General features: G+C 40.8%; 26 protein-coding genes and 16 tRNA genes. 38 read left to right on the top strand and 4 right to left on the bottom strand.

Going from position 1 to position 24,426, the window contains the following annotated elements; translation table 11 throughout:
• Window positions 1–135 precede the first annotated feature (135 nt).
• On the bottom strand, window positions 136–723 hold the full coding sequence (locus AB986_RS17910; RefSeq protein ID WP_048313003.1) for a TetR/AcrR family transcriptional regulator: 588 nt from the start codon (window positions 721–723) through the stop codon (window positions 136–138).
• Window positions 724–851: 128 nt separating this feature from the next.
• Between AB986_RS17910 and AB986_RS17905 the strand changes: the two genes are divergently transcribed.
• A complete protein-coding gene (locus AB986_RS17905) occupies window positions 852–1,841 on the top strand; it encodes an NADPH:quinone oxidoreductase family protein (protein ID WP_048313002.1) in 990 nt (329 codons plus the stop codon).
• A gap of 72 nt (window positions 1,842–1,913) precedes the next feature.
• Here the strand turns inward: AB986_RS17905 and AB986_RS17900 are convergent, their stop codons facing one another.
• On the bottom strand, window positions 1,914–2,552 hold the full coding sequence (locus AB986_RS17900) for an O-methyltransferase (protein WP_048313001.1): 639 nt from the start codon (window positions 2,550–2,552) through the stop codon (window positions 1,914–1,916).
• 387 nt (window positions 2,553–2,939) lie between these two features.
• On the opposite strand from AB986_RS17900, the gene AB986_RS17895 reads away from it, so the two are divergent.
• The 5 genes from AB986_RS17895 (at window position 2,940) to AB986_RS17870 (ending at window position 7,676) form a co-directional block, all read left to right on the top strand.
• Window positions 2,940–3,842 carry a hypothetical protein gene (locus AB986_RS17895; protein WP_048313000.1) on the top strand — a complete coding sequence of 301 codons (903 nt, stop codon included), beginning with the start codon at window positions 2,940–2,942 and terminating at the stop codon, window positions 3,840–3,842.
• Between the two features lie 449 nt (window positions 3,843–4,291).
• The gene (locus AB986_RS17885) at window positions 4,292–4,774 is read left to right on the top strand and encodes a PH domain-containing protein (RefSeq protein WP_048313053.1); all 483 of its coding nucleotides are present in this window, start codon (window positions 4,292–4,294) and stop codon (window positions 4,772–4,774) included.
• Entirely contained in the window at window positions 4,764–6,206 is a 1,443-nt protein-coding gene (locus AB986_RS17880) for a PH domain-containing protein (RefSeq protein ID WP_053216247.1), read from the top strand. Before AB986_RS17885 ends, AB986_RS17880 begins: the two co-directional genes overlap by 11 nt.
• A gap of 56 nt (window positions 6,207–6,262) precedes the next feature.
• Window positions 6,263–6,913 carry a cobalamin B12-binding domain-containing protein gene (locus tag AB986_RS17875; RefSeq protein WP_048312998.1) on the top strand — a complete coding sequence of 217 codons (651 nt, stop codon included), beginning with the start codon at window positions 6,263–6,265 and terminating at the stop codon, window positions 6,911–6,913.
• Window positions 6,906–7,676, top strand: a complete 771-nt coding sequence (locus tag AB986_RS17870) for an STAS domain-containing protein (protein ID WP_053216246.1) — start codon at window positions 6,906–6,908, stop codon at window positions 7,674–7,676. Before AB986_RS17875 ends, AB986_RS17870 begins: the two co-directional genes overlap by 8 nt.
• Window positions 7,677–7,831: 155 nt before the next feature.
• Here the strand turns inward: AB986_RS17870 and AB986_RS17865 are convergent, their stop codons facing one another.
• Entirely contained in the window at window positions 7,832–8,596 is a 765-nt protein-coding gene (locus tag AB986_RS17865) for a rhomboid family intramembrane serine protease (RefSeq protein ID WP_048312997.1), read from the bottom strand.
• 283 nt (window positions 8,597–8,879) lie between these two features.
• Between AB986_RS17865 and acpS the strand changes: the two genes are divergently transcribed.
• The 15 genes from acpS (at window position 8,880) to AB986_RS17790 (ending at window position 21,454) form a co-directional block, all read left to right on the top strand.
• The gene (gene acpS / locus AB986_RS17860) at window positions 8,880–9,239 is read left to right on the top strand and encodes a holo-ACP synthase (RefSeq protein ID WP_048312996.1); all 360 of its coding nucleotides are present in this window, start codon (window positions 8,880–8,882) and stop codon (window positions 9,237–9,239) included.
• A gap of 57 nt (window positions 9,240–9,296) precedes the next feature.
• Window positions 9,297–10,829: a bifunctional ADP-dependent NAD(P)H-hydrate dehydratase/NAD(P)H-hydrate epimerase gene (locus tag AB986_RS17855; protein WP_048312995.1), complete on the top strand. Its 1,533-nt coding sequence runs from the start codon at window positions 9,297–9,299 to the stop codon at window positions 10,827–10,829.
• Between the two features lie 60 nt (window positions 10,830–10,889).
• The gene (locus tag AB986_RS17850; protein ID WP_236690414.1) at window positions 10,890–11,894 is read left to right on the top strand and encodes a LolA family protein; all 1,005 of its coding nucleotides are present in this window, start codon (window positions 10,890–10,892) and stop codon (window positions 11,892–11,894) included.
• Window positions 11,895–12,055: 161 nt separating this feature from the next.
• Window positions 12,056–13,222 carry an alanine racemase gene (gene alr, locus AB986_RS17845; RefSeq protein WP_048312994.1) on the top strand — a complete coding sequence of 389 codons (1,167 nt, stop codon included), beginning with the start codon at window positions 12,056–12,058 and terminating at the stop codon, window positions 13,220–13,222.
• Window positions 13,223–13,350: 128 nt separating this feature from the next.
• Window positions 13,351–13,635 (top strand): CopG family ribbon-helix-helix protein, encoded by a 285-nt coding sequence (locus tag AB986_RS17840; RefSeq protein WP_048312993.1) that lies wholly within the window; start codon window positions 13,351–13,353, stop codon window positions 13,633–13,635.
• 4 nt (window positions 13,636–13,639) lie between these two features.
• A complete protein-coding gene (ndoA, locus tag AB986_RS17835; protein WP_048312992.1) occupies window positions 13,640–13,990 on the top strand; it encodes a type II toxin-antitoxin system endoribonuclease NdoA in 351 nt (116 codons plus the stop codon).
• A 236-nt stretch (window positions 13,991–14,226) separates the two neighbouring features.
• Window positions 14,227–15,048 carry an STAS domain-containing protein gene (locus tag AB986_RS17830; protein ID WP_048312991.1) on the top strand — a complete coding sequence of 274 codons (822 nt, stop codon included), beginning with the start codon at window positions 14,227–14,229 and terminating at the stop codon, window positions 15,046–15,048.
• Between the two features lie 12 nt (window positions 15,049–15,060).
• Window positions 15,061–15,417 carry an STAS domain-containing protein gene (locus AB986_RS17825; RefSeq protein ID WP_048312990.1) on the top strand — a complete coding sequence of 119 codons (357 nt, stop codon included), beginning with the start codon at window positions 15,061–15,063 and terminating at the stop codon, window positions 15,415–15,417.
• 3 nt (window positions 15,418–15,420) lie between these two features.
• On the top strand, window positions 15,421–15,822 hold the full coding sequence (locus AB986_RS17820) for an anti-sigma regulatory factor (protein ID WP_048312989.1): 402 nt from the start codon (window positions 15,421–15,423) through the stop codon (window positions 15,820–15,822).
• A gap of 15 nt (window positions 15,823–15,837) precedes the next feature.
• Window positions 15,838–16,848, top strand: coding sequence for a PP2C family protein-serine/threonine phosphatase (locus tag AB986_RS17815; protein WP_048312988.1), 1,011 nt, complete (start codon window positions 15,838–15,840; stop codon window positions 16,846–16,848).
• A 73-nt stretch (window positions 16,849–16,921) separates the two neighbouring features.
• Window positions 16,922–17,251: an STAS domain-containing protein gene (locus tag AB986_RS17810; RefSeq protein WP_048312987.1), complete on the top strand. Its 330-nt coding sequence runs from the start codon at window positions 16,922–16,924 to the stop codon at window positions 17,249–17,251.
• Window positions 17,252–17,274: 23 nt separating this feature from the next.
• Window positions 17,275–17,730, top strand: a complete 456-nt coding sequence (gene rsbW, locus AB986_RS17805; protein WP_048313049.1) for an anti-sigma B factor RsbW — start codon at window positions 17,275–17,277, stop codon at window positions 17,728–17,730.
• Entirely contained in the window at window positions 17,699–18,490 is a 792-nt protein-coding gene (gene sigB, locus AB986_RS17800) for an RNA polymerase sigma factor SigB (RefSeq protein ID WP_048312986.1), read from the top strand. The genes rsbW and sigB overlap by 32 nt, the downstream gene beginning before the upstream one ends.
• Window positions 18,491–18,492: 2 nt before the next feature.
• Window positions 18,493–19,095, top strand: coding sequence for a PP2C family serine/threonine-protein phosphatase (locus AB986_RS17795; RefSeq protein ID WP_048312985.1), 603 nt, complete (start codon window positions 18,493–18,495; stop codon window positions 19,093–19,095).
• A gap of 184 nt (window positions 19,096–19,279) precedes the next feature.
• Window positions 19,280–21,454 (top strand): Tex family protein, encoded by a 2,175-nt coding sequence (locus tag AB986_RS17790; protein WP_321212265.1) that lies wholly within the window; start codon window positions 19,280–19,282, stop codon window positions 21,452–21,454.
• Between the two features lie 10 nt (window positions 21,455–21,464).
• Here AB986_RS17790 and cmpA read toward each other — a convergent pair whose 3' ends face one another.
• Entirely contained in the window at window positions 21,465–21,578 is a 114-nt protein-coding gene (gene cmpA, locus AB986_RS22130; protein WP_136948697.1) for a cortex morphogenetic protein CmpA, read from the bottom strand.
• Window positions 21,579–21,678: 100 nt separating this feature from the next.
• Here cmpA and AB986_RS17785 point away from each other — a divergent pair, with 100 nt between their 5' ends.
• The 17 genes from AB986_RS17785 (at window position 21,679) to AB986_RS17705 (ending at window position 24,276) form a co-directional block, all read left to right on the top strand.
• Window positions 21,679–22,131 (top strand): SprT family protein, encoded by a 453-nt coding sequence (locus AB986_RS17785; protein WP_048312983.1) that lies wholly within the window; start codon window positions 21,679–21,681, stop codon window positions 22,129–22,131.
• 177 nt (window positions 22,132–22,308) lie between these two features.
• Window positions 22,309–22,383: transfer RNA gene (locus AB986_RS17780), tRNA-Asn, on the top strand.
• Window positions 22,384–22,386: 3 nt separating this feature from the next.
• Window positions 22,387–22,477, top strand: a tRNA-Ser gene (locus AB986_RS17775).
• Between the two features lie 219 nt (window positions 22,478–22,696).
• Window positions 22,697–22,771, top strand: a tRNA-Glu gene (locus AB986_RS17770).
• Between the two features lie 85 nt (window positions 22,772–22,856).
• Window positions 22,857–22,932, top strand: a tRNA-Val gene (locus AB986_RS17765).
• Window positions 22,933–23,034: 102 nt separating this feature from the next.
• Window positions 23,035–23,110: transfer RNA gene (locus tag AB986_RS17760), tRNA-Asp, on the top strand.
• A 34-nt stretch (window positions 23,111–23,144) separates the two neighbouring features.
• Window positions 23,145–23,219 (top strand) — tRNA-Gln (locus AB986_RS17755).
• A 7-nt stretch (window positions 23,220–23,226) separates the two neighbouring features.
• A tRNA-Thr gene (locus AB986_RS17750) sits at window positions 23,227–23,302 on the top strand.
• A 17-nt stretch (window positions 23,303–23,319) separates the two neighbouring features.
• A tRNA-Lys gene (locus tag AB986_RS17745) sits at window positions 23,320–23,395 on the top strand.
• 7 nt (window positions 23,396–23,402) lie between these two features.
• Window positions 23,403–23,487: transfer RNA gene (locus AB986_RS17740), tRNA-Leu, on the top strand.
• Between the two features lie 35 nt (window positions 23,488–23,522).
• Window positions 23,523–23,608 (top strand) — tRNA-Leu (locus AB986_RS17735).
• A 10-nt stretch (window positions 23,609–23,618) separates the two neighbouring features.
• Window positions 23,619–23,695: transfer RNA gene (locus AB986_RS17730), tRNA-Arg, on the top strand.
• A 27-nt stretch (window positions 23,696–23,722) separates the two neighbouring features.
• Window positions 23,723–23,799: transfer RNA gene (locus tag AB986_RS17725), tRNA-Arg, on the top strand.
• A 20-nt stretch (window positions 23,800–23,819) separates the two neighbouring features.
• Window positions 23,820–23,896: transfer RNA gene (locus AB986_RS17720), tRNA-Pro, on the top strand.
• A gap of 38 nt (window positions 23,897–23,934) precedes the next feature.
• Window positions 23,935–24,008 (top strand) — tRNA-Gly (locus AB986_RS17715).
• Window positions 24,009–24,040: 32 nt separating this feature from the next.
• Window positions 24,041–24,116 (top strand) — tRNA-Ala (locus AB986_RS17710).
• An 83-nt stretch (window positions 24,117–24,199) separates the two neighbouring features.
• A tRNA-Ile gene (locus AB986_RS17705) sits at window positions 24,200–24,276 on the top strand.
• Window positions 24,277–24,426 lie beyond the last annotated feature (150 nt).

Below are 24,426 nucleotides of genomic sequence, written 5' to 3'. Positions count from 1 at the left end.
AGCAAGTTCTTTCTTCATACCCCGTTTCTTCTCTTTCGCCAAAAAGATCCCTCCTTACATGATGTTAGCGTGCCCGAATACCTTCTCTTTATTCGAAGCGAAAGGCAGGTTTGGCAATTTGGATAATACGTATAATTAGCTTGTTAAGTAAGTTTGGATAGCTTTTAAACAGCTTTCTTTATACGTCCTATGTTTCTGATGATCCCCTGTCATCAACCATTGAATCATATAGCCATCAATTAGTGATCTCATCGCTTTTCCATCATCATCGTAGTTCATACTATGGAGTAGACCTTCGCTTTCACCACGCATTATAATTAATTGGCTAATGGAAAAACAGTTTTGGTAGAAGCGAGCATTAATTTTACGATATCGTTCGTTCCTTGTAGCTTGAGCAAGGAAATCGAGATACACTTTGTAGAATTTCTCATTGTCCTCAGGATTAACAAAAACAGCATTTATATAAGCTTGAAGCATTTCTTGAAATGATGTTTCGTTCTCAACGGCTGCTTTTTCTTTTTGATAAATTCGCTCCGTTATTTCTTCAAGAAGGTGTGCTAGGACATCTTCTTTGTTTTGAAAATAATAATTCGGGACCCCTTTACTAACATCAGCGTAATTAGCAATATCCTGTAGGGTGACTGTTTCGTATCCTTTATCTGAAACTGCTTGATAGGCTGCTTTAATAATTTGTTTTCGTCGTAACTCTGTCTTTCGACTCATCGATCACAACTCCTTACAGATTTATTATACACATCCTATAAACAGGAGGAAAGAATTCAGATTAATTGACCGGTCAGAATAATTTTTGTTATGGTAGTAGCGAACTTACGTTAAAGGAGGATTTTGAAATGGAACCATTTAAAGCATTAGTAGTGGATAAAGTTGAAGAAGATACAAAAACCTCAATAAAAGGATTAACAAAAGAGGAGCTCCCTGCAGGTGATGTTCTCATTAAAGTTCATTATTCTAGCGTCAATTATAAAGATGGATTAGCCACACATCCTAAAGGTAATATTGTAAAGGAATACCCACACGTTCCGGGGATTGACTTAGCTGGCGTTGTGGAAGAATCAGATCACCCTGATTGGAAAGAGGGAGATCAGGTTATAGTCACAAGCTATGAACTAGGCGTTTCTCATTTTGGCGGGTTTAGCGAATACGCAAGAGTGAAATCAGAGTGGATCGTTCCGCTTCCGAAAGGTCTATCTTTAAAAGAAGCCATGATCTATGGAACAGCAGGATTTACAGCTGCCCTTTCGATCCATCAACTTGAACAAGCGGGTCTTTCACCCGATAAAGGTCCGGTCCTTGTGACAGGTGCTACAGGTGGAGTAGGAAGTATGGCGATTGCGATGCTTGCCAAGAAAGGATATGAAGTTGCAGCAAGTACAGGCAAAGAATCTGAACATGGGTATTTGAAGGAGCTAGGTGCAACGAGTATTCTCAGTCGAGATGAGGTTGCTCCTGAAGGATTTAAACCAATTGGAAAGCAAAAATGGGCAGGTGCTGTAGATCCTGTTGGTGGCACAACTCTTGCTGCTATATTAAGTAACACGATGTACGGAGGAGCTGTCGCTGTAAGCGGGTTGACCGGTGGTCCTAAAGTTCCGACTACTGTATTTCCATTTATTCTAAGAGGCGTGAATCTTCTCGGGATTGACTCTGTTTATTGCCCAATGGAAAAAAGGAAGGAAATCTGGAAAAAAGCTGCGAAAGACTACAAGCCTACAGAACATCTTGAGGCCATTCACAATGAAGTAACGATTGAAGAACTTCCTGAAGTATTAAGCTCGATATTAAGTGGAAACATTCGTGGTAGAACGATCGTGAAATACTAGAAGTAAGGGAGAAGAGAGAGAGATTCTCTCTCTTTTTTTGTTTTCTTATTACATTCAATCGTAGGCTCTTATTTAAGGTTTTACTCTTCCGACCGTTAGACCATCACAAAGTGGAAGCATAATTGATTCAATTCGATCATCGTTTGCCATCATATTGTTAAACGTTCGGATTGCTTCTACATTATCCTCTTTAACGTTTTCATCGAAAACGCGATCGCCTTGGAGGGTATTATCGGCTACGATCACAGCACCTGGTACGGCAAGCTTTAAAGCCATCTCTAGATAATTCGGGTAGTTGACTTTATCTGCATCAATAAAGAAAAAATCATATTGCTGACCTGCACTAAGTAGAGATTCCATGTTTTGTAGCGCTGGTCCAATAACGTACTTCACCTTATCTCCAAGACCTGCTTTGGTTAAGTTATCTTTGGCTACAGCAGCGTAGGAATCTTCTAATTCGAGCGATGTTAAAGATCCTTCATTCTCCAGTGCACCAGCAAGCATAATTCCACTATAGCCACCTAAAGCCCCTATTTCCATAACATTTCTTGGTTTTTTAATACTTACAAGAATGGAAAGGAAGCGTCCAACTTCTGGCTGAACTGAAATGGAAGGCATTCCTTTTTTTTGAATGCTTTCTTTAACGGTTTGTAATGCTGTGTCTTCATTACCAAAAAGATTGTGAATATACACATCGTGATTAAGAGCCAAGCAGATCTCACCCTTCCTTTTAAATGTCGATTCGTTTTCATTGTTATCCAGCGAATATGTACTGTCAAGACTTAAGCAGTGTTAAAATAAGGTAGGATAAGTAAATAAGGCGATCACTTAATTACCAACACTAACACAAAAATGTAAATTAACCCTAAGTGATAGCGCCGCTTCGTGACTATAGTCCTTGTTCAGTTAGATAGACTTGGGAAAGTAGGAAACAAAAAACGTCATTAATCCTACGAAAGATATTGTTATTTCCCAATACCCGCTTTGTCAATTGTTTGTTAAACTAGTAGTAACAGCCAGGATCGGTTATTAAAGTCCATCCTTTTTCCTACTTGCTTGAACGGAAGAAGGCAGCTGAATATGAAAGGGGAGTTCAAAATGCCGCTTGAGCAAGGGAACAAAGCACTAAAGTCTGATGAACATGATTCGTCTATCACAGCATATACTACGAAGCAGGACAATGTGCCCAAACTACCCATTGCTAGTGATGAAGGTTTTTCTAACGTAATTAGAGATTCCAATCAGAATTATTGGTTTACTAAACAGCTGTCATCGAATCATGTTGAAGTTTATGTTTTTGTTCATAGTCTTGCTCAACTGAGAACCTTTCAGGTAAACGGAAAACCAAGCTTCTATGAGTTTCCTAATTCAGTCTGCATTGCATGTGAAGGTGAAGAGTGGAATGGATGGATTTATGAGTTCGCAAAGGACGATCCGCGCATGATACATCAGTGGCATGTAAAAGGGATTTTCTGTGACCTTAAGCGAAAGGGAAACCAGCTGATTGTTTCGTCCTACCATGTTGAAGGGGATGAGGCTCTCTTAACCACATTTGGAGATACTGGTAAAAAGGTGACTCCACTTGAAGAAGGTTATTCACCGGTTAACATGATGATTGCTGATGAAGGTTTGTATGTAGCTGCTCTATCAATCTCTTCCGCTCGACAAGATCAGGTCCTTCTTCTTGATGAGCATTTTCAAGTGAAGAATTCGTTTAAGCTTGATTTCTCTCCTCGTACGATATACTCATGGAGTGGGTTATTAATTGTCCATGGCATAAACGGTAGAACTGGGAAAAGTGATCAGCTTGTCTATATCTGTCCCAAAACCGGTCAGCAGGAAAAGTTTCCTATCCCAAGTAGCGAGCTTTTAACGTGCACGGATCAACACTTAACTTTCTATAATGCAGAATCAAAAATCTTAGCAATTTGGGATCATGAAGAAAAAGAAATCATCAGTATGAGAGAAGCAGAACGGCCTTATGCTTCGAATCATTTTTAATAAAGGCTTTTTTCTAAAGGCTCTTTTCTCAAAGGTTGTTGCTTTTGAAAGAATTTTGTATAAAGAACCAAACTTGGCTGATTGGAGCGGAAGGTGCTCGACTCCTGCGGGACTAGCGGGACAGGTGAGACCCCACAGGCGCAATGTTTTTGTGCGCCGAGGAGGCTCACCGCCCGCCCCGCGGAAAGCGAGCATCCTGAAGCGGAAATCCCCCTCACTCTTATAGCAACAATGTTTACGAAAAGAGCCTTAATAAAAGAGAACAATGAACTTGAGCAGAATATGCTCAGGTTTTTTTGTTGTGAGTAGTTCTGAAAGATTGTGGAGTAGAGACGTTTAAGTATACGGTTTTTTAATAAAGTGTGAAGATAGAAGGTGAACTGCAACAATGCTATAATATGTGAAAGACCATGAGTGATGAAGCTATAAATGTGAAAGTGAGGAAAAGAATGCGACCAGAACCTTCGAAAAAAATTGATCCAAAAGGGTTAAAAGTATGGCAAATAACAGGCGCGATTGTATCGTTTGTAAGCATCGTTATTCTTGTGGGTTTATTTATGATCCACTTTCTCGTCTACACCATACCTTATTGGGTTTTAGTAGTAAGCATCCTTCTCGTCATTCTATTTACTATTCTACAAGTTTGGGTCCTCCCTAAGCTTAAGTGGAGAAAATGGCGATATGAAGTTAGCGAGCATGAAGTAGAGTTAAAGCACGGTGTTATTACGGTGACACGGACATTGATTCCAATGGTTCGAGTTCAGCATGTTGACACGAGACAAGGACCATTGCTACGAGCGAATCAGCTATCATCTGTTACTATTTCAACCGCAGCAACAACACATGAAATACCAGCTCTTTCTAATGAAATCGCAGATGAACTAAGGGATCGAATTTCAGTTCTTGCGAGGATGGCAGAAGATGATGTTTGATCGCAAGCGTCTTCATCCTGTAGCAATGCTTCTATCGTTTATTAGTTCTATTAGAGAGGCGGCACTTCCCCTCATCTTTTTCGTTTTTGTTGGACGAGGTGGCTATTCATGGTGGCATTTCGTAGCAATTGGAGGACTACTTGTTTTCACGCTGGTAAATGGCGTTATGGGCTGGCTCTTCTATACATATCAAATACAAAACAATGAATTGCGCATTCATCAGGGCTTTATTTTTCGCAAAAAACGTTTTATTCCAAGAGAGAGAATTCAATCTATTGATTTCTCACAAGGTGTTATTCAACGTCTTTTTGGACTAGTAAAAGTGCAAATTGAGACGGCTGGTGGAGGCGGTGAACCAGAGGTCGTTATGCCAGCATTAAGGCGTCTTGATGCGGAGCGTTTAAAAGAAGAATTGTATGACAAGAAAAGTACAATAGAAGAAGTGGATGAAGAAGTCGCACCTGTTTTAGAGTATAAATTAACGTGGCGTCAGCTTCTCATAGCTGCATCAACTTCAGGTGGAATAGGCGTTGTTCTCTCTTTTGTGGCGGCGATTGGTTCCCAATTGGATGATCTTATTCCTGGTGAATTCTATACGAGAGCAACAGAAACGATTTTGGATGCAACAATTCCACTTATTCTGATTACAGTCGCTTTTATTCTGATTTTGTCATGGATTTTCTCGGTTGCAGGAACGGTTTTAAAATACGGAGGGTTTGTTTTGTCTCGTCAGGAAAATGATCTACTTATCCATCGAGGTGTTCTTGAAAAGAGACAATTAACAATACCTGTACACAGAATTCAAGCAATCAGGGTGGTAGAAGGTCTTTTACGCCAGCCTTTTGGTTATGCTGCAATTTACGTAGAAAGCGGCGGAGGCGGAGGGAAAGATGAACAATTCTCAACGGTTTTGTACCCTCTAATGAAGCGTAAACATATTAAGTCTTTTCTTAAAGAGGCATTACCGGAAATTCCCATTCATAACGATGTCGAGTCTTTGCCTACTCGTGCAAGACGACGTTATATGATTCGATTTACTCTTCCAACCCTTATACCAATTGGTGTTCTTAGTTATTTCATTCCATATGGGTATATATCCATTCTATTGATTCCACTCGCCTGCCTAATTGGTTATTTGCATTATCGTGATGCAGGTTGGAGTGTAAAGAAAGGGATTGCCCTCTTACAGTTCAGGCAGATTGGGAGAACGCGTGTCTACGTAGCGCGAAGAAGAATTCAAGCTATGGAGATGCAAACGACTTATTTTCAGAAACGAAGATTATTAACAACATTCCAGCTGTCGATTCTCTCGAGCTTTGCAGGTAAACAATTTCGAGTGAGAGATATTGATCAGTTTGAGGGACAGTCACTTCTGGATTGGTATTCATATGAAGCAAGTGAGCGTTCTATTGAATTAAAACATGGTGAATAAATTGGTTGGAATAAGAATATTACGATAGAGGTCTTAGAAGAAGGAGAGGTGAAAGTATGACAATTGATATACAACAACTAACAAACGACTTTCTTGAAGGCGATCAGGATCGAGCGTGGGATAGAATTGCAGAGCATAAGATTTTGATGGAAGATAGCCATTTAACGTATGAAGCATTAACGAAAGCCATGCAACGAGTAGGAAAGCTATGGGAAGAAAATGAAATTTCTGTAGCAGATGAGCATCTTGCTACAACCACTTGCGATTATGTGCTTTCTCGGTATGCCTATACTAGAAAATTAACGAGTAAGAATACGAACGGTCCACGTGCACTATTTCTATGTATTGAACAAGAGCAACATTATTTAGGGTTAAAAATGATTTCGCTGCTTTTTCAAGAGTACGGTTGGCAAACTAAATTATTTGGAGCGAATTTACCACTAGAGCACGTTATTGATACGGTAGAGGAGTGGGATGCGTCCGTTGTAGGAATTTCGGTCTCCATTATGTCTCACGTTGAGCGACTTAATCACTATGTGACAGAGCTTGAAGGGTTAGAAAAGACTCCTGAAGTGATAGTTGGCGGTAGACTAGCTGCACAGTATGACTTATCAAAGTATTGCTCTAAGGAAACGATAGTAGTTCCAAATCTCGATCAGGTTCGTTTATGGTTAGAAAATCGAAAGGGTGGAGATGGTCATGTTTAATATTAAGAATCATCCACTCCCTGCGTTTATCGTTAACGAAAAGCTAGAAATTATTGATGAGTCACAACTAGCCAGTGAGTCCTTTACTTCCCCCTCTTCTTTTCTAGATCTTGTGGACAAGTATAGCAGGACAAAGGCGAAAAAGTATCTCACGCCTCATGAGGAGCAAGTAGAGATCGAGTTGGTACTGAACACGGAACATGAATCTTATTCGCTTTATAACGTGTATTCAAATTGGACAAAAGAGGGAACAGCTCAACTTGTATGTGTTAAGCAGGACCAAAGAATTGCAAAGCTTGGAGAGTCAATCCAAAAACAAAGAGAGAGATTATCTGAAACCAACTTTGATTTGCTAGATAAAAAGGAAGAGCTAGAAACGGCTTTAAAAAGAATTAAAAAGTTATCTAGCCCTTTCCTGCCAATCTCTTCAACTATTGGAGTTATCCCTTTATTCGGAACGCTCGAACAGGAGTTGTTTGAAGTGAATGAGAATGAACTGCTTTACTCACTTCGCAATGAAGACTATGAGCGCGTTATTATTGATTTTAGTGGTGTTGGAGAAATAGAAGAGAGCGGTGCTCATGCCTTACACTCCTTTTGCAAAATGGTGAATGTGATCGGAGTGATACCCGTGTTATGTGGATTAAAGCCTTCGCATGTCTTTCACCTATTAAATCTTGATTTCGAATTAGATCAGAACTTTGAACTAACTGGCAAATTAAAGGACGCTATTCAGTACTATATGGAATCTCCATTGAAATAAAGAAACCGGTGATTGTCTATCTAATCACCGGTTTCTTTCTATTTGGCTATTTTCTTAGTGATTGTTGCTACAAGAGTATAAGTGGGGTTTTTATTCAATAATTGTTTCAAAAGCAACAATCTTTAGAAAGAGCCTTCTATTTATATACTCATTCATTAGAAATACCGTACGATGAAGCCAAGTGCTACGAGAACAATGAAGATTCCCCAGATGATCTTGCTTCCTGCTCCAGAACCAGAACGAATTCTACGCTTTTGCCATCTGTTAGGTTTAAAGCGAATATCCCCACTAGTATCAGCTGCCCGCCTAACACGAATCATACCTCGGTTAATATAGGGTTTGGCACCAATAAGAAGTATAGGTGCTAATGCTGCACCAGCGAGAAAGCCGAATAAATGACCGAGAACGTTAATGTTGGGACTAATGAACGTCATAACTAGACCAATTCCAAGAATCATCAAAATCAGCTGGGAGTTTGCCTGATCAATGAGCTCTTTTCGATAGAAGGCCATATAGAAATAGATTCCGAATAGGCCGAAGATCGCACCGGACGCACCTACATGACTAAATGTACTGTCCTGTAAATAAAAAGTAGCGATGTTTGCAATGATACCAGCACCAAAGTAACCAATTAAGAATTTCACTTTACCTAACATCTGCTCTAAAGCAGGGCCAAAAAGGTAAAGCGAGAAAGAGTTGAACAACACGTGAGCAAAGCCGGCGTGTAGAAAGATTGGTGTGATAAGTCTCCAGTACTGCCCGGCCTCAATCGCTCGATTTGAGCCTACTCCTAAATTGAAAATGGAGTACGTCCCGAAAAGGTTTACCATAATAAAGAGGAGGATATGTATACCAATAAGTATGGAGATGATAGGATAATAGCGGATAAATGAGCGAAAATCTTCATTTCGCAAAAACATATATTAACCACCTTTTCTACAGATTAAATTTTTTGTTTGGCTCTTTTCGTATACATTGTTGCTGTAAGAGTGGTTGAATTTCCGCTCCAATCAGCGATGTTTTTTATTCAATAATTGTTTTAACAGCAACAATCATTTAGGAAAGAGACTTTTATAAAGTAAGCGACATTTAAATACAATGAACTATCTTTTTATTTCTTACTAGTTTAGCATAGCTTTCAACTTGAGCACTATTTATAACTTTATGCTTTATTTTAAGAAGATAGTACTATGGAGGTTTTTCATGATTATCGGAATTGGCGTCGACTTAATTGAACTTGAGCGTATTCAGAAAGCTGTTGAAAGGAACCCATCTTTTTCAGAACGCATTCTGACGAGTGGTGAGCATGAGATGTATAGCAAACTCAGTGGACATAGAAGTGTGGAATTTCTTGCTGGTCGGTTTGCAGCTAAAGAAGCTTATGCGAAAGCGAGAGGAACAGGAATTGGTAAACTAAGCTTTCAGGATATTTCAATCAAAAAATCCTCTGAAGGCGCACCTTATATTGAGGCAAGAGGTGAGGATGAACGCATACATATTACCATTTCACACACGAGGCAACATGCGGTGGCGCAAATCATTATTGAGAGCTCGTCAAGCTAGTCTGCATAACTTTGCGACTTGCCTCATATATTTTACCACGGTCAGGAGGGACCTGTTGTGAGAATCGTATCCGGAGAAGAAATGTATGAAGCGGACCGGTTTACCATGGAGGAGATTGGTTTAAGTGGCGTAGTGCTTATGGAAAACGCAGGTAAAGCACTTTTTGAAGCAATGAAGGGCAGAATTCACAAAAATGAACGGATTGCTGTGTTAATTGGATCAGGGAATAACGGAGGAGACGGCTTCGTTCTTGCAAGGTATTTAAAAGATAATGGTTACAATGTTGATGTATGGGTCATTCCTCCCCAATCAAAATTAAAGGGGGATGCTGCTACTCATTTTGGCATTTATACCAGCTTGTCTTATGAGTGGAATGCCTATAAGGGTGGAGAAGCATTTCAACAAAAACTTGCAAGGTATGACGTCATAATCGACTGTCTGTTAGGGCTTGGCATATCAGGGGTGATTCGTTCGCCATATGATGAAGTTGTACAGAAAGTAAACGAGTCGTCTGCTTTCATTATATCTGTCGACTTGCCGAGTGGCTTACAAGCTAATGGTGGGTTCGAAGGAGATGTTCAGCCTATTCATGCTGACAGAACTTATACACTTCAATGCCCGAAGTTAGGAGCCTTCCTTTACCCTGATGCTGATTATTATGGAGAATTAGAAGTAATTAATATTGGGCTGCCACAACATGCTTTTAGAGAAGCTTTACACAGAAAGCTCTGGCATAATTCGGATGTTCAGCGTACACTGACCGATCGAACGTCATCCTCTCATAAAGGAAGCCATGGAAAAGGTCTGGTGATTGGCGGATCAAGGGGAATGGCTGGAGCACCTGTAATGACAACGAAAGCTGCCTATCGAAGTGGCGCAGGATTACTACAGGTCGCTGTCCCAGATGATATCCTTTCATTAGTAACAAGTACTATGTTAGAGGCGTTGTTTCAAGGGTGGTCTTCACATAATGGTACTTTCTCTGGAGCAGTGTCTGGTGATCTTTCTGAATTCGATGGTATTGCAATTGGTCCTGGTCTTGGAAGGGAAGTCGGATGCAGCATGATCGTTCAGGTAGTGCTTGCAACTGAAGTGCCTCTCGTTCTGGATGCCGATGCGCTATATCATTTGAAGGAACTGAAGGATGAAGTGAAAGCACGAAAGTCACCGACGATCTTGACTCCACATCCAGGAGAAATGGCGAGGCTTACTGGATGTTCTATTCAAGACATTCAAAGTAGACGATTCGAAATCTCTCGGTCGTTTGCACGTGAGTATGGTGTATACCTTGTGTTAAAAGGACCTTATACAATTGTGACCACACCTGAAGGAGATCAATTCGTCAACACGACAGGAAACCCATCTTTAGCAAAAGGTGGATCCGGTGATGTGTTGACTGGGATGGTACTCGCTTTTGTCATGCATAGTCAGTCCATTCAAGAAGGGATAAGCAATGCTGTTTTTGTTCACGGTAAATCCGCTGATACTCTGGTTCAAACAGCTCATTCAACCCTGGACGTATTGGCAACCGACGTTATCGCAACTATACCAGCTGTTCTGCATTCATTTCTTGAGCAAAACCACGGATAGGTTTTTCACCGCACAGGAACCTCCTTTGTCGTTTTAAATGAGGCAAAGGAGTTGGATATAGTGAAAAGGTTCGGTTCTGTTTTACTTATCGGGATACTGATGCTTGTTGCCCTTGCTGGATGCGGACAAAAAAGTCAGCAGGATGTAGTAGACGCTTTAGATAAAAAGTTAAATGAAATGGACAGCTATAAAGTAAATGCTAAGATGACACTTGAAACAGGAGAAGAACCGCAACGGTATGATGTAGAAATCTGGTATCAGAAGCCATCTTATTATCGAGTAGAACTAAAGAACGCAACGAAAGAGCAAAGCCAAATTATTTTAAGAAATGATGAGGGTGTGTTCGTCCTTACCCCAGCGCTTAATAAAAGTTTCAGATTTCAAAGTAATTGGCCTGAAAACGGAAGTCAGGCATATCTATACAACACGCTGGTGTCTGATATTCTAAATGACTCGAGTGCTGGCTTTGAAGCAAAAGATAATGACTATGTCTTCACGACCAAAACAAACTATCAGAACAAAAACTTATCTAAGCAATCAATTAAGCTAAACAAGAAAGATCTTGCTCCTGAGAAAGTGACAATAATGAACCAAGATTTGAAGCCGTTAGTGAACATTGAATTCTCCAATATGAAATTCAATGCTTCATTCGACAAAGGTGCTTTTGATATGGAGCGAAATATGACAGCAGCTCAGCTTGAAGTGCCGGTCATTGCAGCTACCAATGAACCTTTTGAAGTCGTCTACCCGATGTATGAGCCTCAAGGTACGGGGCTTACAGACGAGAAAGAAGTGGCAACGGATAAGGTGATATTAACCTTTACTGGTGAAAAATCATTCACATTGATTGAGGAAAAGAGTAAGGCTGCACTTGAGACAAGTGCACCTGTATCAGTTGGTGAAGGAGAGCCGGTAGATCTTGGTTTCACAATGGGCGTTATGACAGAGTCAACAGTTAGTTGGAACCATAATGGGGTTGACTTCTTCCTTGCTTCAGACGATTTATCAATAGACGAGATGGTCTCTGTTGCAAGATCTGTGTATGGAACAACAGAAATTAAATAATACTCCAAGAAGGTTCAGCTGACACAGCTGAACCTTCTTTAGAAATTATGTACCTGATTAAGAGGAAGCAAGTTCACTCATTTCAGATAGTCCTGCTTGCGATTTTCTTAAAAACTCCTAAAATAGAAAGCAGAGTGATTTGTTTCAGGAGGAAATGAAGTATGCAGAATCAACCTTTCTATCGAGAGACGTGGGCAGAGATTAATCTCGATGCCATTAAACAGAATATCAACGCATATAAAAACCATGTTCCATCTGGTGTTTCGATAATGGCAGTCGTGAAAGCGAACGGATATGGACATGGTGCAGTAGCAACAGCTGAGACGGCTATTCAGGCAGGGGCATCTTACCTAGCGGTAGCGATTCTCGATGAGGCGCTTGCACTTCGTGAAGAAGGAATTACTGCACCAATTCTAGTACTAGGGTGGGTTCCGCCAATTCATGCCAAATTGGCAGCGGAACAGGACATCACTTTGACAGTCTTTCAATTGGAATGGTTGGAGCAAGCTGAAGCTATATTAAGCGGTCTATCTCTTGCGATTCATTTGAAATTAGACACTGGAATGGGACGACTAGGTATAAAGGAAGAAAAGGAAGCTAAACTGATAGTAGAGTGGTTAAGAAATAAGCCTCTAGTTAATGTCGAGGGTCTCTATACACACTTTGCTACAGCGGATGAACCCGATAATTCATTTATTGAAGTGCAACGTAACAGATTTGAGGAAATGGCCTCTTATTTAGAATCGGAAGGCATTGAGCCTACATGGATTCATCTCGGAAACAGCGCCGGCGCTATCAGAATACCTGAACGCATTGGGAATATGATACGTGTTGGGATCTCGATGTATGGTCTTAGTCCTTCACAAGAAATGAAATCAGTTCAACCTTTTAATCTTTATCCCGCTTTCAGTCTTCATAGTCAACTTGTTCACGTGAAGCAAATGAAAGAAGGGGAACCGATTAGTTATGGATCGACTTATCATACAACGGAAGGGGAATGGATTGGGACAGTTCCTATTGGCTATGCGGATGGTTGGATCCGAAAGTTACGAGATGGGTATGTACTAGTGAATGGTGAACAAGCACCAATTGTAGGTCGTATTTGTATGGATCAGTTTATGGTTCGACTACCTCACCCAACTACTATTGGGACGCATGTCACGCTAATAGGTCAACAGGGTTCAGAAGAAATTACAATAGATGACATTGCTGAGCGACTTGAGACGATAAACTATGAAATTCCTTGTATGATTGGACCACGTGTTCCGAGAATTTTTCGGGATGACGGAGAAAAAAAGGGCGTAATGAATACAATTTTAAAAAAATAGTAAAATAAAAGAAGGATTTTGCAAGAATATGATGAAATAGTCTTGTGGAAAGTTGTTTTGCAATGCGTCGTCAGCAATGGTAAGATTAATGGTGGAATACAATATGAGTAGCAGTGCTTCGGAGGTGTATGTTTGTGTCAGAGGCAAACAAAAAATCGATTGTTGTAACTCTCCCACAACATATTTTAAATGAGGTGGATGGTATCATTCAACAGGAACAGCTCGATCGTAACGAGTTCATATCACAGGCCACGACAATGTATATTCGCGAACGCAAGAAGCGACAAATTCGTGATGCCATGCGCCAGGGGTACATGGAGATGGCTAAGATTAACTTGAACCTTGCAGCAGAAGCCTTTCTTGTTGAGGAGGAAGCAGAGCACACCGTGGACCGCTTAGTAAGCGGGGTGTAATGGCTTGATTGTCAAACGAGGTGATGTGTATTTTGCTGACCTTTCTCCTGTTGTAGGTTCTGAACAGGGTGGCGTAAGGCCTGTCTTGATTATCCAGAACGACATTGGGAATCGTTTTAGTCCTACTGTCATTGTTGCAGCAATTACTGCCCAAATTCAAAAAGCGAAGCTTCCCACCCATGTGGAAATTGATGCCAAGCGTTATGGATTTGAACGGGATTCTGTTATATTGCTCGAACAAATACGTACCATTGATAAACAGCGTCTAACTGATAAGATCACTCACCTTGATGAGGGTATGATGCAACGGGTACAAGAAGCCCTGCAGATCAGCCTTGGACTTATTGATTTTTGAAAACGCATAGAATAATACCCAAGCGAAGCTGCTCTTATGAGCAGTTTTTTTGTATCTTAAAGGAATTATTTGATGCTTTTCGTGTGGGGTATGGCAGGTAATATTCTAGTTCTGTCGAAAAGTGTGTTAAGATTAAAATGATGTGATGCGCTAGAATTAGGAAAGCATAATGATTGCGGGGAGTTCCTCGCAATGAGAAGATAAATGAACGCAGTAAGATCGTAGGGAGGAGCAAGATGGACAAGTTAGTAATACAATTATTGAATGAAAGCCGTGAACGTATTTATACTAGATGGATGGACGAGATGGAAAGAGTACGTGATGAACATCGGCTACAATCAATAACAGATAGAGCTTACGAGGAAACAAATCAAGAATTGTTTGAGATTATCTACACGCATATTGAACAAAATGTTCATAAGCCAACAGATCGTATGACAGAGTTTGCCGAGCACTTAATGAAAATAGGGTGGAGACTTAGCTATATTACGCAAGGTTTGCAGAATTTCCGCCGTATTATCTTAGCAATCATTCTGGATGCAAATCAGTCTAATGAAAAAGTATTCGCTATGTACGATGAAATTGATCGTTGGATTGATCCTATTGTTAATCAGCTAATTAATGAGAGTGCTAAGAATTGGGAGAATACTGTATCCATCCAGAAAGTTGCTCTTCAAGAATTATCTGCACCTCTTATTCCAGTTTTTGAGAATATCAGTGTAATGCCACTCATCGGAACCATTGATACAGAACGCGCTAAACTTATCATGGAGAACTTGTTGACGGGTGTTATTAAACATAGATCTCAAGTAGTTCTTATTGATATTACTGGTGTTCCTGTTGTGGATACAATGGTTGCTCACCATATTATTCAGGCAGCTGAAGCAGTCCGCCTTGTTGGAGCACAATGTATTCTAGTTGGTATTAGACCTGAGATTGCGCAAACAATTGTTAACCTTGGAATTGATTTGGGACAATTCCCGACTAAGAGTACACTATTTAAAGGTATGAAATCAGCGTTAGAATTGACTAAACGACAAATGATTGAGCTTGAGTAAGGGGGGAAGACCATGCGAATTCCTATATTGAAACTAAATCAATATCTGTTAATTACAATTCAGGTAGACCTTGATGACAAAACGGCACTTCAATTTCAGGAGGATTTGCTCGAAAAGATTCACGAAACCGGAGCAAAGGGCGTTGTAATTGATCTGACATCTGTCGATATGATTGATTCATTTATCGCCAAAGTACTAGGTGATGTTGTACGCATGTCGAATTTAATGGGGGCAAAAGTGGTGCTAACAGGAATTCAACCTGCTGTTGCTATCACGTTGATCGATCTCGGCATCATGATGAAAAATGTCCCAACTGCATTAGATTTAGAACAGGGGTTAGAGAAATTACAACAGGAATTGGGGGGATAAGCTATGAATATCCAATCCTGTGTGGAAGTTCGAAATGAATGGGATATTGTTAAGGCGAGACAGTCGGGTAGAAACATTGCTAAAGAACTTGGGTTTGGCACAGTTGATCAGGCTCGAATTACAACGGCAATCTCTGAACTCGCTCGTAACATATACCTTTATGCTGGAAGTGGCGAAGTTGCCATTGAACGTGTGGAAAACGGTGGTAAATTAGGTCTTAAAATTGAAGCGTCTGACTCGGGTCCTGGAATTAAGGATATACGAAAAGTAATGGAAGATGGTTTTACCACCTCTGGTGGTCTTGGAGCAGGTCTTCCGGGAGTTAAACGCTTAATGGATGAGTTTACGATTGATTCGAAAGAAAATGAAGGAACAATTATTACTTCTATTAAATGGCTCCGTTAAGGAGGATAGGCCACTATGGATGACCGAGATCTTCAATATCAAAAATACAAATCTATATTAGAGAATTATTTACAAGAGCAGTCGGAGCAAACACTATACAAAGGACAGCAGTTTAGCAGGAAAATGATTGAGCAAAAAATTTCCCCTGAAGAAGCTGTTAGCCTTCATGTAAGTGTACTTGAAGAACTATTTCCTGATATTCCACAACGTCTTAAAAACTCTTATGATTTCTTGTTAGAGATGATGATTGGTTATGGGTTTGCCTACAGGGAGCACCAAAGTCTTAGAAGCCGTCAACAACAGCTAGAGTCAGAAATTGAAATTGCTGCTAATATGCAGCAAACGTTGTTGGCGGGTGATAAGCCTGATGTGAAAGGTCTCGATATTGGTGCTATTAGTAAACCTGCTCAAAAGATGAGTGGAGATTACTATCATTTTGTTCAGGATGAGAATAATTGCATGAGTGTAGCAATTGCCGATGTAATCGGAAAAGGCATCCCTGCTGCGTTATGTATGAGTATGATTAAGTACACAATGGATAGTGCGCCTGAACAGCGAATGCAACCAGGAGCCGTGCTTGAGAATTTGAACCGAGTGGTTGAACAGAATGTAGATCCTAATATGTTTATTACAATGTTTTACGGATTATATGACCCAAGGGTCCATTCATTTTATTATGCTGGCGCCGGTCATGAGCCGGGCTTTTTTTACGATGCAGAGAAAGATGAGTTTGAGGAGCTCTATACAAAAGGGCTTGTTCTAGGTGTTTCTAAGAAAACATCATATCAGGAATATCAGCGTGTCTTATATGGGAATGATATGGTTATTATGCTATCTGATGGTGTAACGGAGTGTCGTTCGAGTAGTGGATTTATTGAGCGAGATGAAATTGTGGCAATGATACGTAAGTATATTCACCTTTCTGCTCAGGAAATCGTTGACGAAGTATATAGAGAACTTGAGCGGTTGCAAGAATTTGAACTTCGTGATGATTTTACATTGGTAATTTTAAGAAGAGAGGTTTAACTTCTCTTAAGTCGTGGAATAAGGAAATAATGATATTATTTATTATTTGATGCAACCTACAGGGGGTAATGTTATGAATTTACAGATCAAACAAGAAGATCATGAGAATACACATCATTTACATATAGCTGGTGAAATAGATGCTTATACAGCACCTCAGCTTCGTGAAGCTTTGCTTCCGCTAACCGGAAAAGAAGGTCATGAAACATTAGTTCACCTTGGTGATGTTAACTATATGGACAGCACAGGCTTAGGTGTGTTTGTTGGGGCACTTAAATCGTCTAAAGAGCACGGTAGCTCGATTAAATTGACTGGTATGACTTCACGCGTTCAGCGTCTTTTTGAAATCACTGGCCTCGATGAAGTGATCGATATTGAAGACGTAAAGGGGGGATCCAAGTGATAAACATTTCAGATTTCGTTGAAATGAAAATCCCTGCTCAGGCAGAGTTTGTTGGTGTTACAAGATTAACGGTTTCTGGTATCGCAAATCGTATGGGTTACTCTTATGATGAAATTGAAGACATCAAAATTGCTTTATCAGAAGCATGTACTAATGCAGTGAACCATGCATATAAGGAAGATGAAAAAGGTCAAATTACAATTGGATTTGGCATATATGAAGACCGCCTTGAAATGATGGTGCTTGACCGTGGTCAAAGCTTCGATTACACCAAGGTATCTGAGAAGCTAGGCCCAGTTGATAGTGATAAATCTGTGGAACAACTCAGTGAGGGAGGACTAGGTCTCTTTCTTATTGAATCGCTGATGGACAAAGTGGAAATCAGTGGAGAGGACGGAGTAGTAGTTATGATGACGAAGTTCCTCCATAGAGATGGGGTGGAAGTAGATGCCGACACAATCTCCTCATCCCCGCAATAATAACAACAACGAAGTGTATGAGTGGATTGAACAATATCAAAATGATCCTACTGATGAAGTCGTTCAACTAAAATTGGTTGAAAGGTATCAGGATTTAGTTCAATCTCTTGCTCGTAAGTTTTCTAAAGGCAAAAGCATACATGATGATCTAGCACAAGTTGGGATGATCGGATTGCTAGCCGCGCTACGTCGGTATGACCCTGAGTTCGGCAGAAGTTTTGAATCGTTTGCTGTTCCAACGATTGTAGGAGAAATCAAACGTTTCATTCGTGATAAAACGTGGAGTGTTCATGTTCCTAGAAGAATTAAAGAACTAGGTCCACGTATTAAGAAGGCTGTTGAAGAACTAACAAATGAATTACAACGTTCTCCTAAGGTTGATGAACTTGCTGAATACTTGAATGTTTCTGAAGAAGAAGTTCTTGAGACGATGGAAATGGGCAAGAGCTACCAGGCACTTTCGGTAGATAGTTCGATTGAAGCAGATCAAGAAGGTAGTACGGTGACCCTTTTGGATCTTGTAGGCGATCAAGAACAAGGATTCGACTTAGTTGATCAGCAAATGCTTCTTAAAAAAGCTTTCGCAGTATTAACAGAGCGAGAACAAGAAATTCTTAATTGCACTTATTTCGAGAACATGAGTCAGAAAGAAACGGGAGAGAAACTAGGCATATCTCAGATGCACGTATCACGTCTACAGCGTAGAGCGCTTGAAAAATTAAGGCAAGCCATTCGAATTGAACCGACGGAGGCCTTTTAATTATGATTCACCATCATGATTTCAAAAAGCTCACTGTAGCAGCCTATCAGAAACCGAAAGCTGGCAATCAGATGTGTGGTGACAGCTATTATGTAGCCGAAACACCAGAATATTTTATTTGTGCAGTAGCTGATGGTCTTGGAAGTGGAGATATGGCTAAAGATTCCTCTCTTGCCGCTATTAATGTAGTGAAAGAGTATCAAGATGAAGATGTTGAATCCTTGATGAAGCGTGCGAATGAAGAGATGAGAGGGAAACGAGGCTGTGTTCTTTCTATATTTAAGCTTGATTTGAAGACAAGGCAGATGGAATTTAGCGGCATAGGCAATATAAACTTAATTATCTATCAACCCGATGGAAGCATTAATCGTCCAATCTCATTCTCTGGGTATTTATCTGGAAAGGCTCAGAAAGTAAAAGTACAAACAATTGATTATCCATCAGGATCTTCATTTGTCACATATTCAGATGGAGTTCAAATTAGCTCCAAAAATTATGCAATGATTGCTCGTTTTGATTCAGTACAAGAATCTTTTCAGCATTTAACGAATTCTCTTCCGTCAACAAATGATGACATTACCCTGCTTGTAGGGAAAACTGTTTAAAAAGCTCTTCCGCATCTAGAAGGAAGAGCTTTTTTATTTTGTCCATGGTATCAGTATGTTTGGGTGAGCTAGGAATGGAAGATGTTTCTATTTCGTGGCTCTTTTCTCAACGGGAGACTTTTAACGAGACCTTTTATTCGGTAAACTTATACTATTATTCAAATGGTCCTAAGGAGGAATGGTTTTGGGAATTACGGCAGATAAACAACAGGCAGAACATTTTCATAAAGTGGCGCAAAACTTAAATATTGCTGAGCGCAGTGTACGAGAAGTGATTACCCTTCTAGACGGTGGGAATACGGTTCCCTTTATAGCGAGGTATCGTAAGGAACTTACTGGTGGTCTAGATGAGGTGCAGCTTAGAGATATTCAGGAAGCATGGACTTATTTACAAAACCTTGAGAACCGTAAAGAAGAAGTGATACGCCTTATACAAGAGCAAGACAAACTAACAGATGAATTGAAGTCTCAGCTTCTTAAAGCAACAAAGCTTCAGGAGGTAGAAGATCTTTATCGTCCTTATAAGCAAAAGAAGCGGACAAAAGCGACTATTGCGAAGGAAAAGGGGTTAGAGCCTCTTGCCAAATGGATTACGACTGTAGGAGACCGTGAACCTTCTGAAGAAGCTGTGAACTTTCTTTCCGGGGAGAATGACGTTACTTCTGTTGAAGATGCCATTCAGGGAGCGAAAGATATAATTGCAGAATGGATTTCAGATGATGCTGAAGCAAGAAAATGGATTCGTTTAAAGACGTTTAAACATGGGCTTCTTCAAACGGCGGTGAAATCCGCGGAAGATGATCCAAAGCAGATCTTTGAAATGTATTATGAGTATGAAGAAGGGATTTCCAAAATTGTTCCTCACCGTATTCTAGCAATCAATAGGGGTGAAAAAGAAGGAGTTTTACGCGTATCTATTACGCCACCTATCGATTCAATTCATGATTATTTAAAAAGAAAAACAATTAACATTCATCAGAATGCATGCGTTACTCTTTTAGAAGAAGCAATGGTAGACAGTTATAAGCGTCTAATTCAGCCATCTGTTGAAAGAGAGATACGTAAAGAGTTAACAGAAAAAGCTGAAGATCAAGCTATTCATATTTTTTCAGAGAATCTTAAGCATCTTTTACTTCAACCTCCTCTAAAAGGGAAGCGGGTACTTGGTGTTGACCCTGCCTATCGAACTGGATGTAAGTTAGCGATTGTAGATGATACTGGTAAAATGTTGAACGTTTCAGTCATCTATCCTACTCCTCCTAGATCAGAGGTCGACAAAGGAAAGGCAATTGTAAAGAAGATGATTGAGGACTATGATATAGAGATGATTGCAATTGGAAATGGAACGGCTTCTCGTGAAACAGAGCAATTTATTGCTAACGTTATTAAAGAAGTGGACGCGGAATTAGCCTATTTAATCGTAAATGAAGCTGGAGCAAGCGTCTATTCTGCATCTGACCTTGCACGAGAAGAATTTCCATCTCTACAGGTTGAAGAGCGTTCTGCCGTTTCTATTGCAAGAAGAATTCAGGATCCGCTTGCTGAACTTGTGAAAATTGATCCAAAATCAGTCGGAGTTGGGCAATATCAACATGATGTATCTCAGAAGAAGTTAAATGACCAGCTTACATTTGTAGTGGAGACATCAGTTAACCAAGTGGGGGTTAATGTAAACACAGCATCTATATCACTTCTTCAATATGTAGCAGGTCTTTCTCGAGCAGTTGCAACGAATATCGTTAAGAAACGCGATGAGGAAGGAAAGTTTACAAGTCGTGTTCAGTTGAAGAAGGTTCCGAGACTTGGCGCTAAAACATATGAGCAATGTATAGGGTTCCTTAGAATTTTGGGAGGTAAGCAACCTCTTGATCAAACAGAAATCCATCCTGAAAGTTATGAAGTAACAAAGGCTCTTCTGACACAACTGAACTGTAGCCCTAAAGATATTGGTTCGGAAAAGCTAGTTCAGGCACTTGCCTCCATCTCCATTAAAGACACTGCTGAACAGCTTGAAATTGGGGAATTGACGCTTGAAGATATTGTTGCCTCTCTTCGCAAACCAGGAAGAGATCCACGGAATGAACTGTCGCAACCTATCTTGAAAACGGATGTTCTTAAAATGGAAGACCTTGAGCAAGGAATGGAGTTAGAAGGTACAGTACGTAATGTAGTGGACTTTGGCGCATTTGTAGATATAGGTGTAAAACAAGATGGGCTTGTTCACATATCAAAGTTAACGAATAAATTTGTGAAAAACCCAATGGAAGTCGTCCATGTAGGACAAGTTGTAACAGTTTGGGTAGATAGTGTTGATTTAAAGAGGGAGCGAATCGCTCTTACAATGCTTAATCCTTCATAAGCACTGCCCCTCAGGGGCGGTGTTTTCTTTTATAAAAAAACCAGCATTGGTTTAGTAGTTTGATTTGACGTCGGTCTTTATCAAGGTAAGCTTGCTTAAGCTGTCTTTTAAACCAGACAGGCATCAGAATCTCCTCCTTTATAAGATGACACTTTCGCGATGGTGATGTAAATTAGTTTATGAGGTGCTGCTTGTATGTGTTCAATAAGTAATGAGGTGAGAATATGAAGGATGAGGAATTGCAGAAACTAGTTGAATCTATTTCAGAAGAGTGGTTCGAGTTGTCTTTTAATCACGCTGCAACTTTTAATTCAAGGTTAAGAACAACGGGTGGGCGTTACTTACTGCGTTCTCATAATCTTGAGTTTAATAAAAAACACTTTGATCAATTTGGGATGGAAGAACTTATTGGGATCATAAAGCATGAGCTTTGCCATTATCATCTGCATCTTAAGCGTAAAGGGTATAAGCATCAAGATCAGGATTTTAAGAAACTCCTGAATCAAGTTGGTGGGTCGCGTTACTGTCAGGTAGTCCCTGGTCAAAGGCGAATAGAGGAATACAAACATCTATATGAATGCAGAGACTGTATGACGAAGTTTAAAAGAAAGAGAAAAATGGATACAGCGAAATACGTATGTGGCAGGTGTAGAGGTAGGTTACGCAAAATTTCTTGAAACTTGTCATTGACGCTCCTTTAGGTATGTGGTAAATTAATAAAGTCTCTTCGGAGAGCACGTCCAAATCGCTTTTAAAACAGTTTAAGAAAATATTAAAAAGCTGTTGACTTTAATTGCTGGATGCGATATTATATTAAATGTCGCCGATAACGGAGACAACAAATCACATATTATTCCACAGTAGCTCAGTGGTAGAGCTATCGGCTGTTAACCGATCGGTCGTAGGTTCGAATCCTACCTGTGGAGCCAAACGGAGAAGTACCCAAGTGGCTGAAGGGGCGCCCCTGCTAAGGGTGTAGGTCGCGCAAGCGGCGCGAGGGTTCAAATCCCTCCTTCTCCGCCATTTTTNCGTTTAAATCCGACAAGCGTTGGAAGCTTTTGAGTCAGACGCGCTTTATGCGTCAGGCGAAAAAGGTGAAACGATCGAAGATTTGGCTCACGTAGCTAGACATTCTTATTGGAATCGTTGGAAGTGCTATCTAGTTTTCAGGGAGCAAACCCTGNGGTGTAGGTCGCGCAAGCGGCGCGAGGGTTCAAATCCCTCCTTCTCCGCCATTTTTATGGCCCGTTGGTCAAGTGGTTAAGACACCGCCCTTTCACGGCGGTATCACGGGTTCGAATCCCGTACGGGTCACCAACTTATTTTTAAATACTTGTTTCATTAACATGATATGTAATCAGTATAGAGGTCTCGTGGTGTAGCGGTTAACATGCCTGCCTNTGGAGGATTAGCTCAGCTGGGAGAGCATCTGCCTTACAAGCAGAGGGTCGGCGGTTCGAGCCCGTCATCCTCCACCATATTTTTCTTATAACCCGTAAGGGTACATATANAATCCCGTACGGGTCACCAACTTATTTTTAAATACTTGTTTCATTAACATGATATGTAATCAGTATAGAGGTCTCGTGGTGTAGCGGTTAACATGCCTGCCTGTCACGCAGGAGATCGCGGGTTCGATTCCCGTCGAGACCGCCATTAATTTTAACGTTAATCTGATTATATAAATTGTTGGGCTATAGCCAAGCGGTAAGGCAACGGATTTTGATTCCGTCACGCGCTGGTTCGAATCCAGCTAGCCCAGCCATGTTNTTGCCGGCCTAGCTCAATTGGTAGAGCAACTGACTTGTAATCAGTAGGTTGGGGGTTCAAGTCCTCTGGCCGGCACCAGCTTTTCTTATTGAAAAGAGCCATTAGCTCAGTTGGTAGAGCATCTGACTTTTAATCAGAGGGTCGAAGGTTCGAGTCCTTCATGGCTCACCATTTATTTGCGGGTGTGGCGGAATTGGCAGACGCGCTAGACTTAGGATCTAGTGTCTTACGACGTGGGGGTTCAAGTCCCTTCACCCGCACCAATTCTTTTATAATAGTTTACATCAAGTAACGATGTGCGGTTGTGGCGGAATGGCAGACGCGCTAGCTTGAGGGGCTAGTGGGGGAAACCCCGTGGAGGTTCGAGTCCTCTCAACCGCACCAAATATAATATGCGCCCGTAGCTCAATTGGATAGAGCGTCTGACTACGGATCAGAAGGTTAGGGATTCGACTTCTCTCGGGCGCACCAATTTTTATTTTCATCTTTCTTTTAAANGCGCCCGTAGCTCAATTGGATAGAGCGTCTGACTACGGATCAGAAGGTTAGGGATTCGACTTCTCTCGGGCGCACCATTTCTTACTTAAATAAATGTCGGGAAGTAGCTCAGCTTGGTAGAGCACTTGGTTTGGGACCAAGGGGTCGCAGGTTCAAATCCTGTCTTCCCGACCATTTTTACCAACNATCCTGTCTTCCCGACCATTGATTTTGCGGGTGTAGTTTAGTGGTAAAACCTCAGCCTTCCAAGCTGATGTCGTGGGTTCGATCCCCATCACCCGCTCCAATTAAGATGGGCCTGTAGCTCAGCTGGTNAACGGGGCCTTAGCTCAGCTGGGAGAGCGCCTGCCTTGCACGCAGGAGGTCAGCGGTTCGATCCCGCTAGGCTCCACCATATTCTTTTTAATAAAAGGTGTTGACAAGCACAAACCACACATGATATGATGGTTTGGTCGCTGAAAACAGCAACGAAAGAANGGGCCTGTAGCTCAGCTGGTTAGAGCGCACGCCTGATAAGCGTGAGGTCGGTGGTTCGAGTCCACTCAGGCCCACCATCTTTTCTAAAAAAAGGTGTTGACAAGCACAAACCACACATGATATGATGGTTTGGTCGCTGAAAACGACATTGAAAGAAACAAATCGATCTTTGAAAACTGAACGAAACGCCATGTAAGTAGTTGTTTCTACGGAAACAAAACATTGTT

Source organism: Guptibacillus hwajinpoensis, from assembly GCF_001039475.1.
Lineage (GTDB): Bacteria > Bacillota > Bacilli > Bacillales > Guptibacillaceae > Guptibacillus > Guptibacillus hwajinpoensis.
The sequence above is the reverse complement of the archived record's forward strand: the minus strand, read 5'-3'. Positions and strand labels throughout refer to the sequence as shown.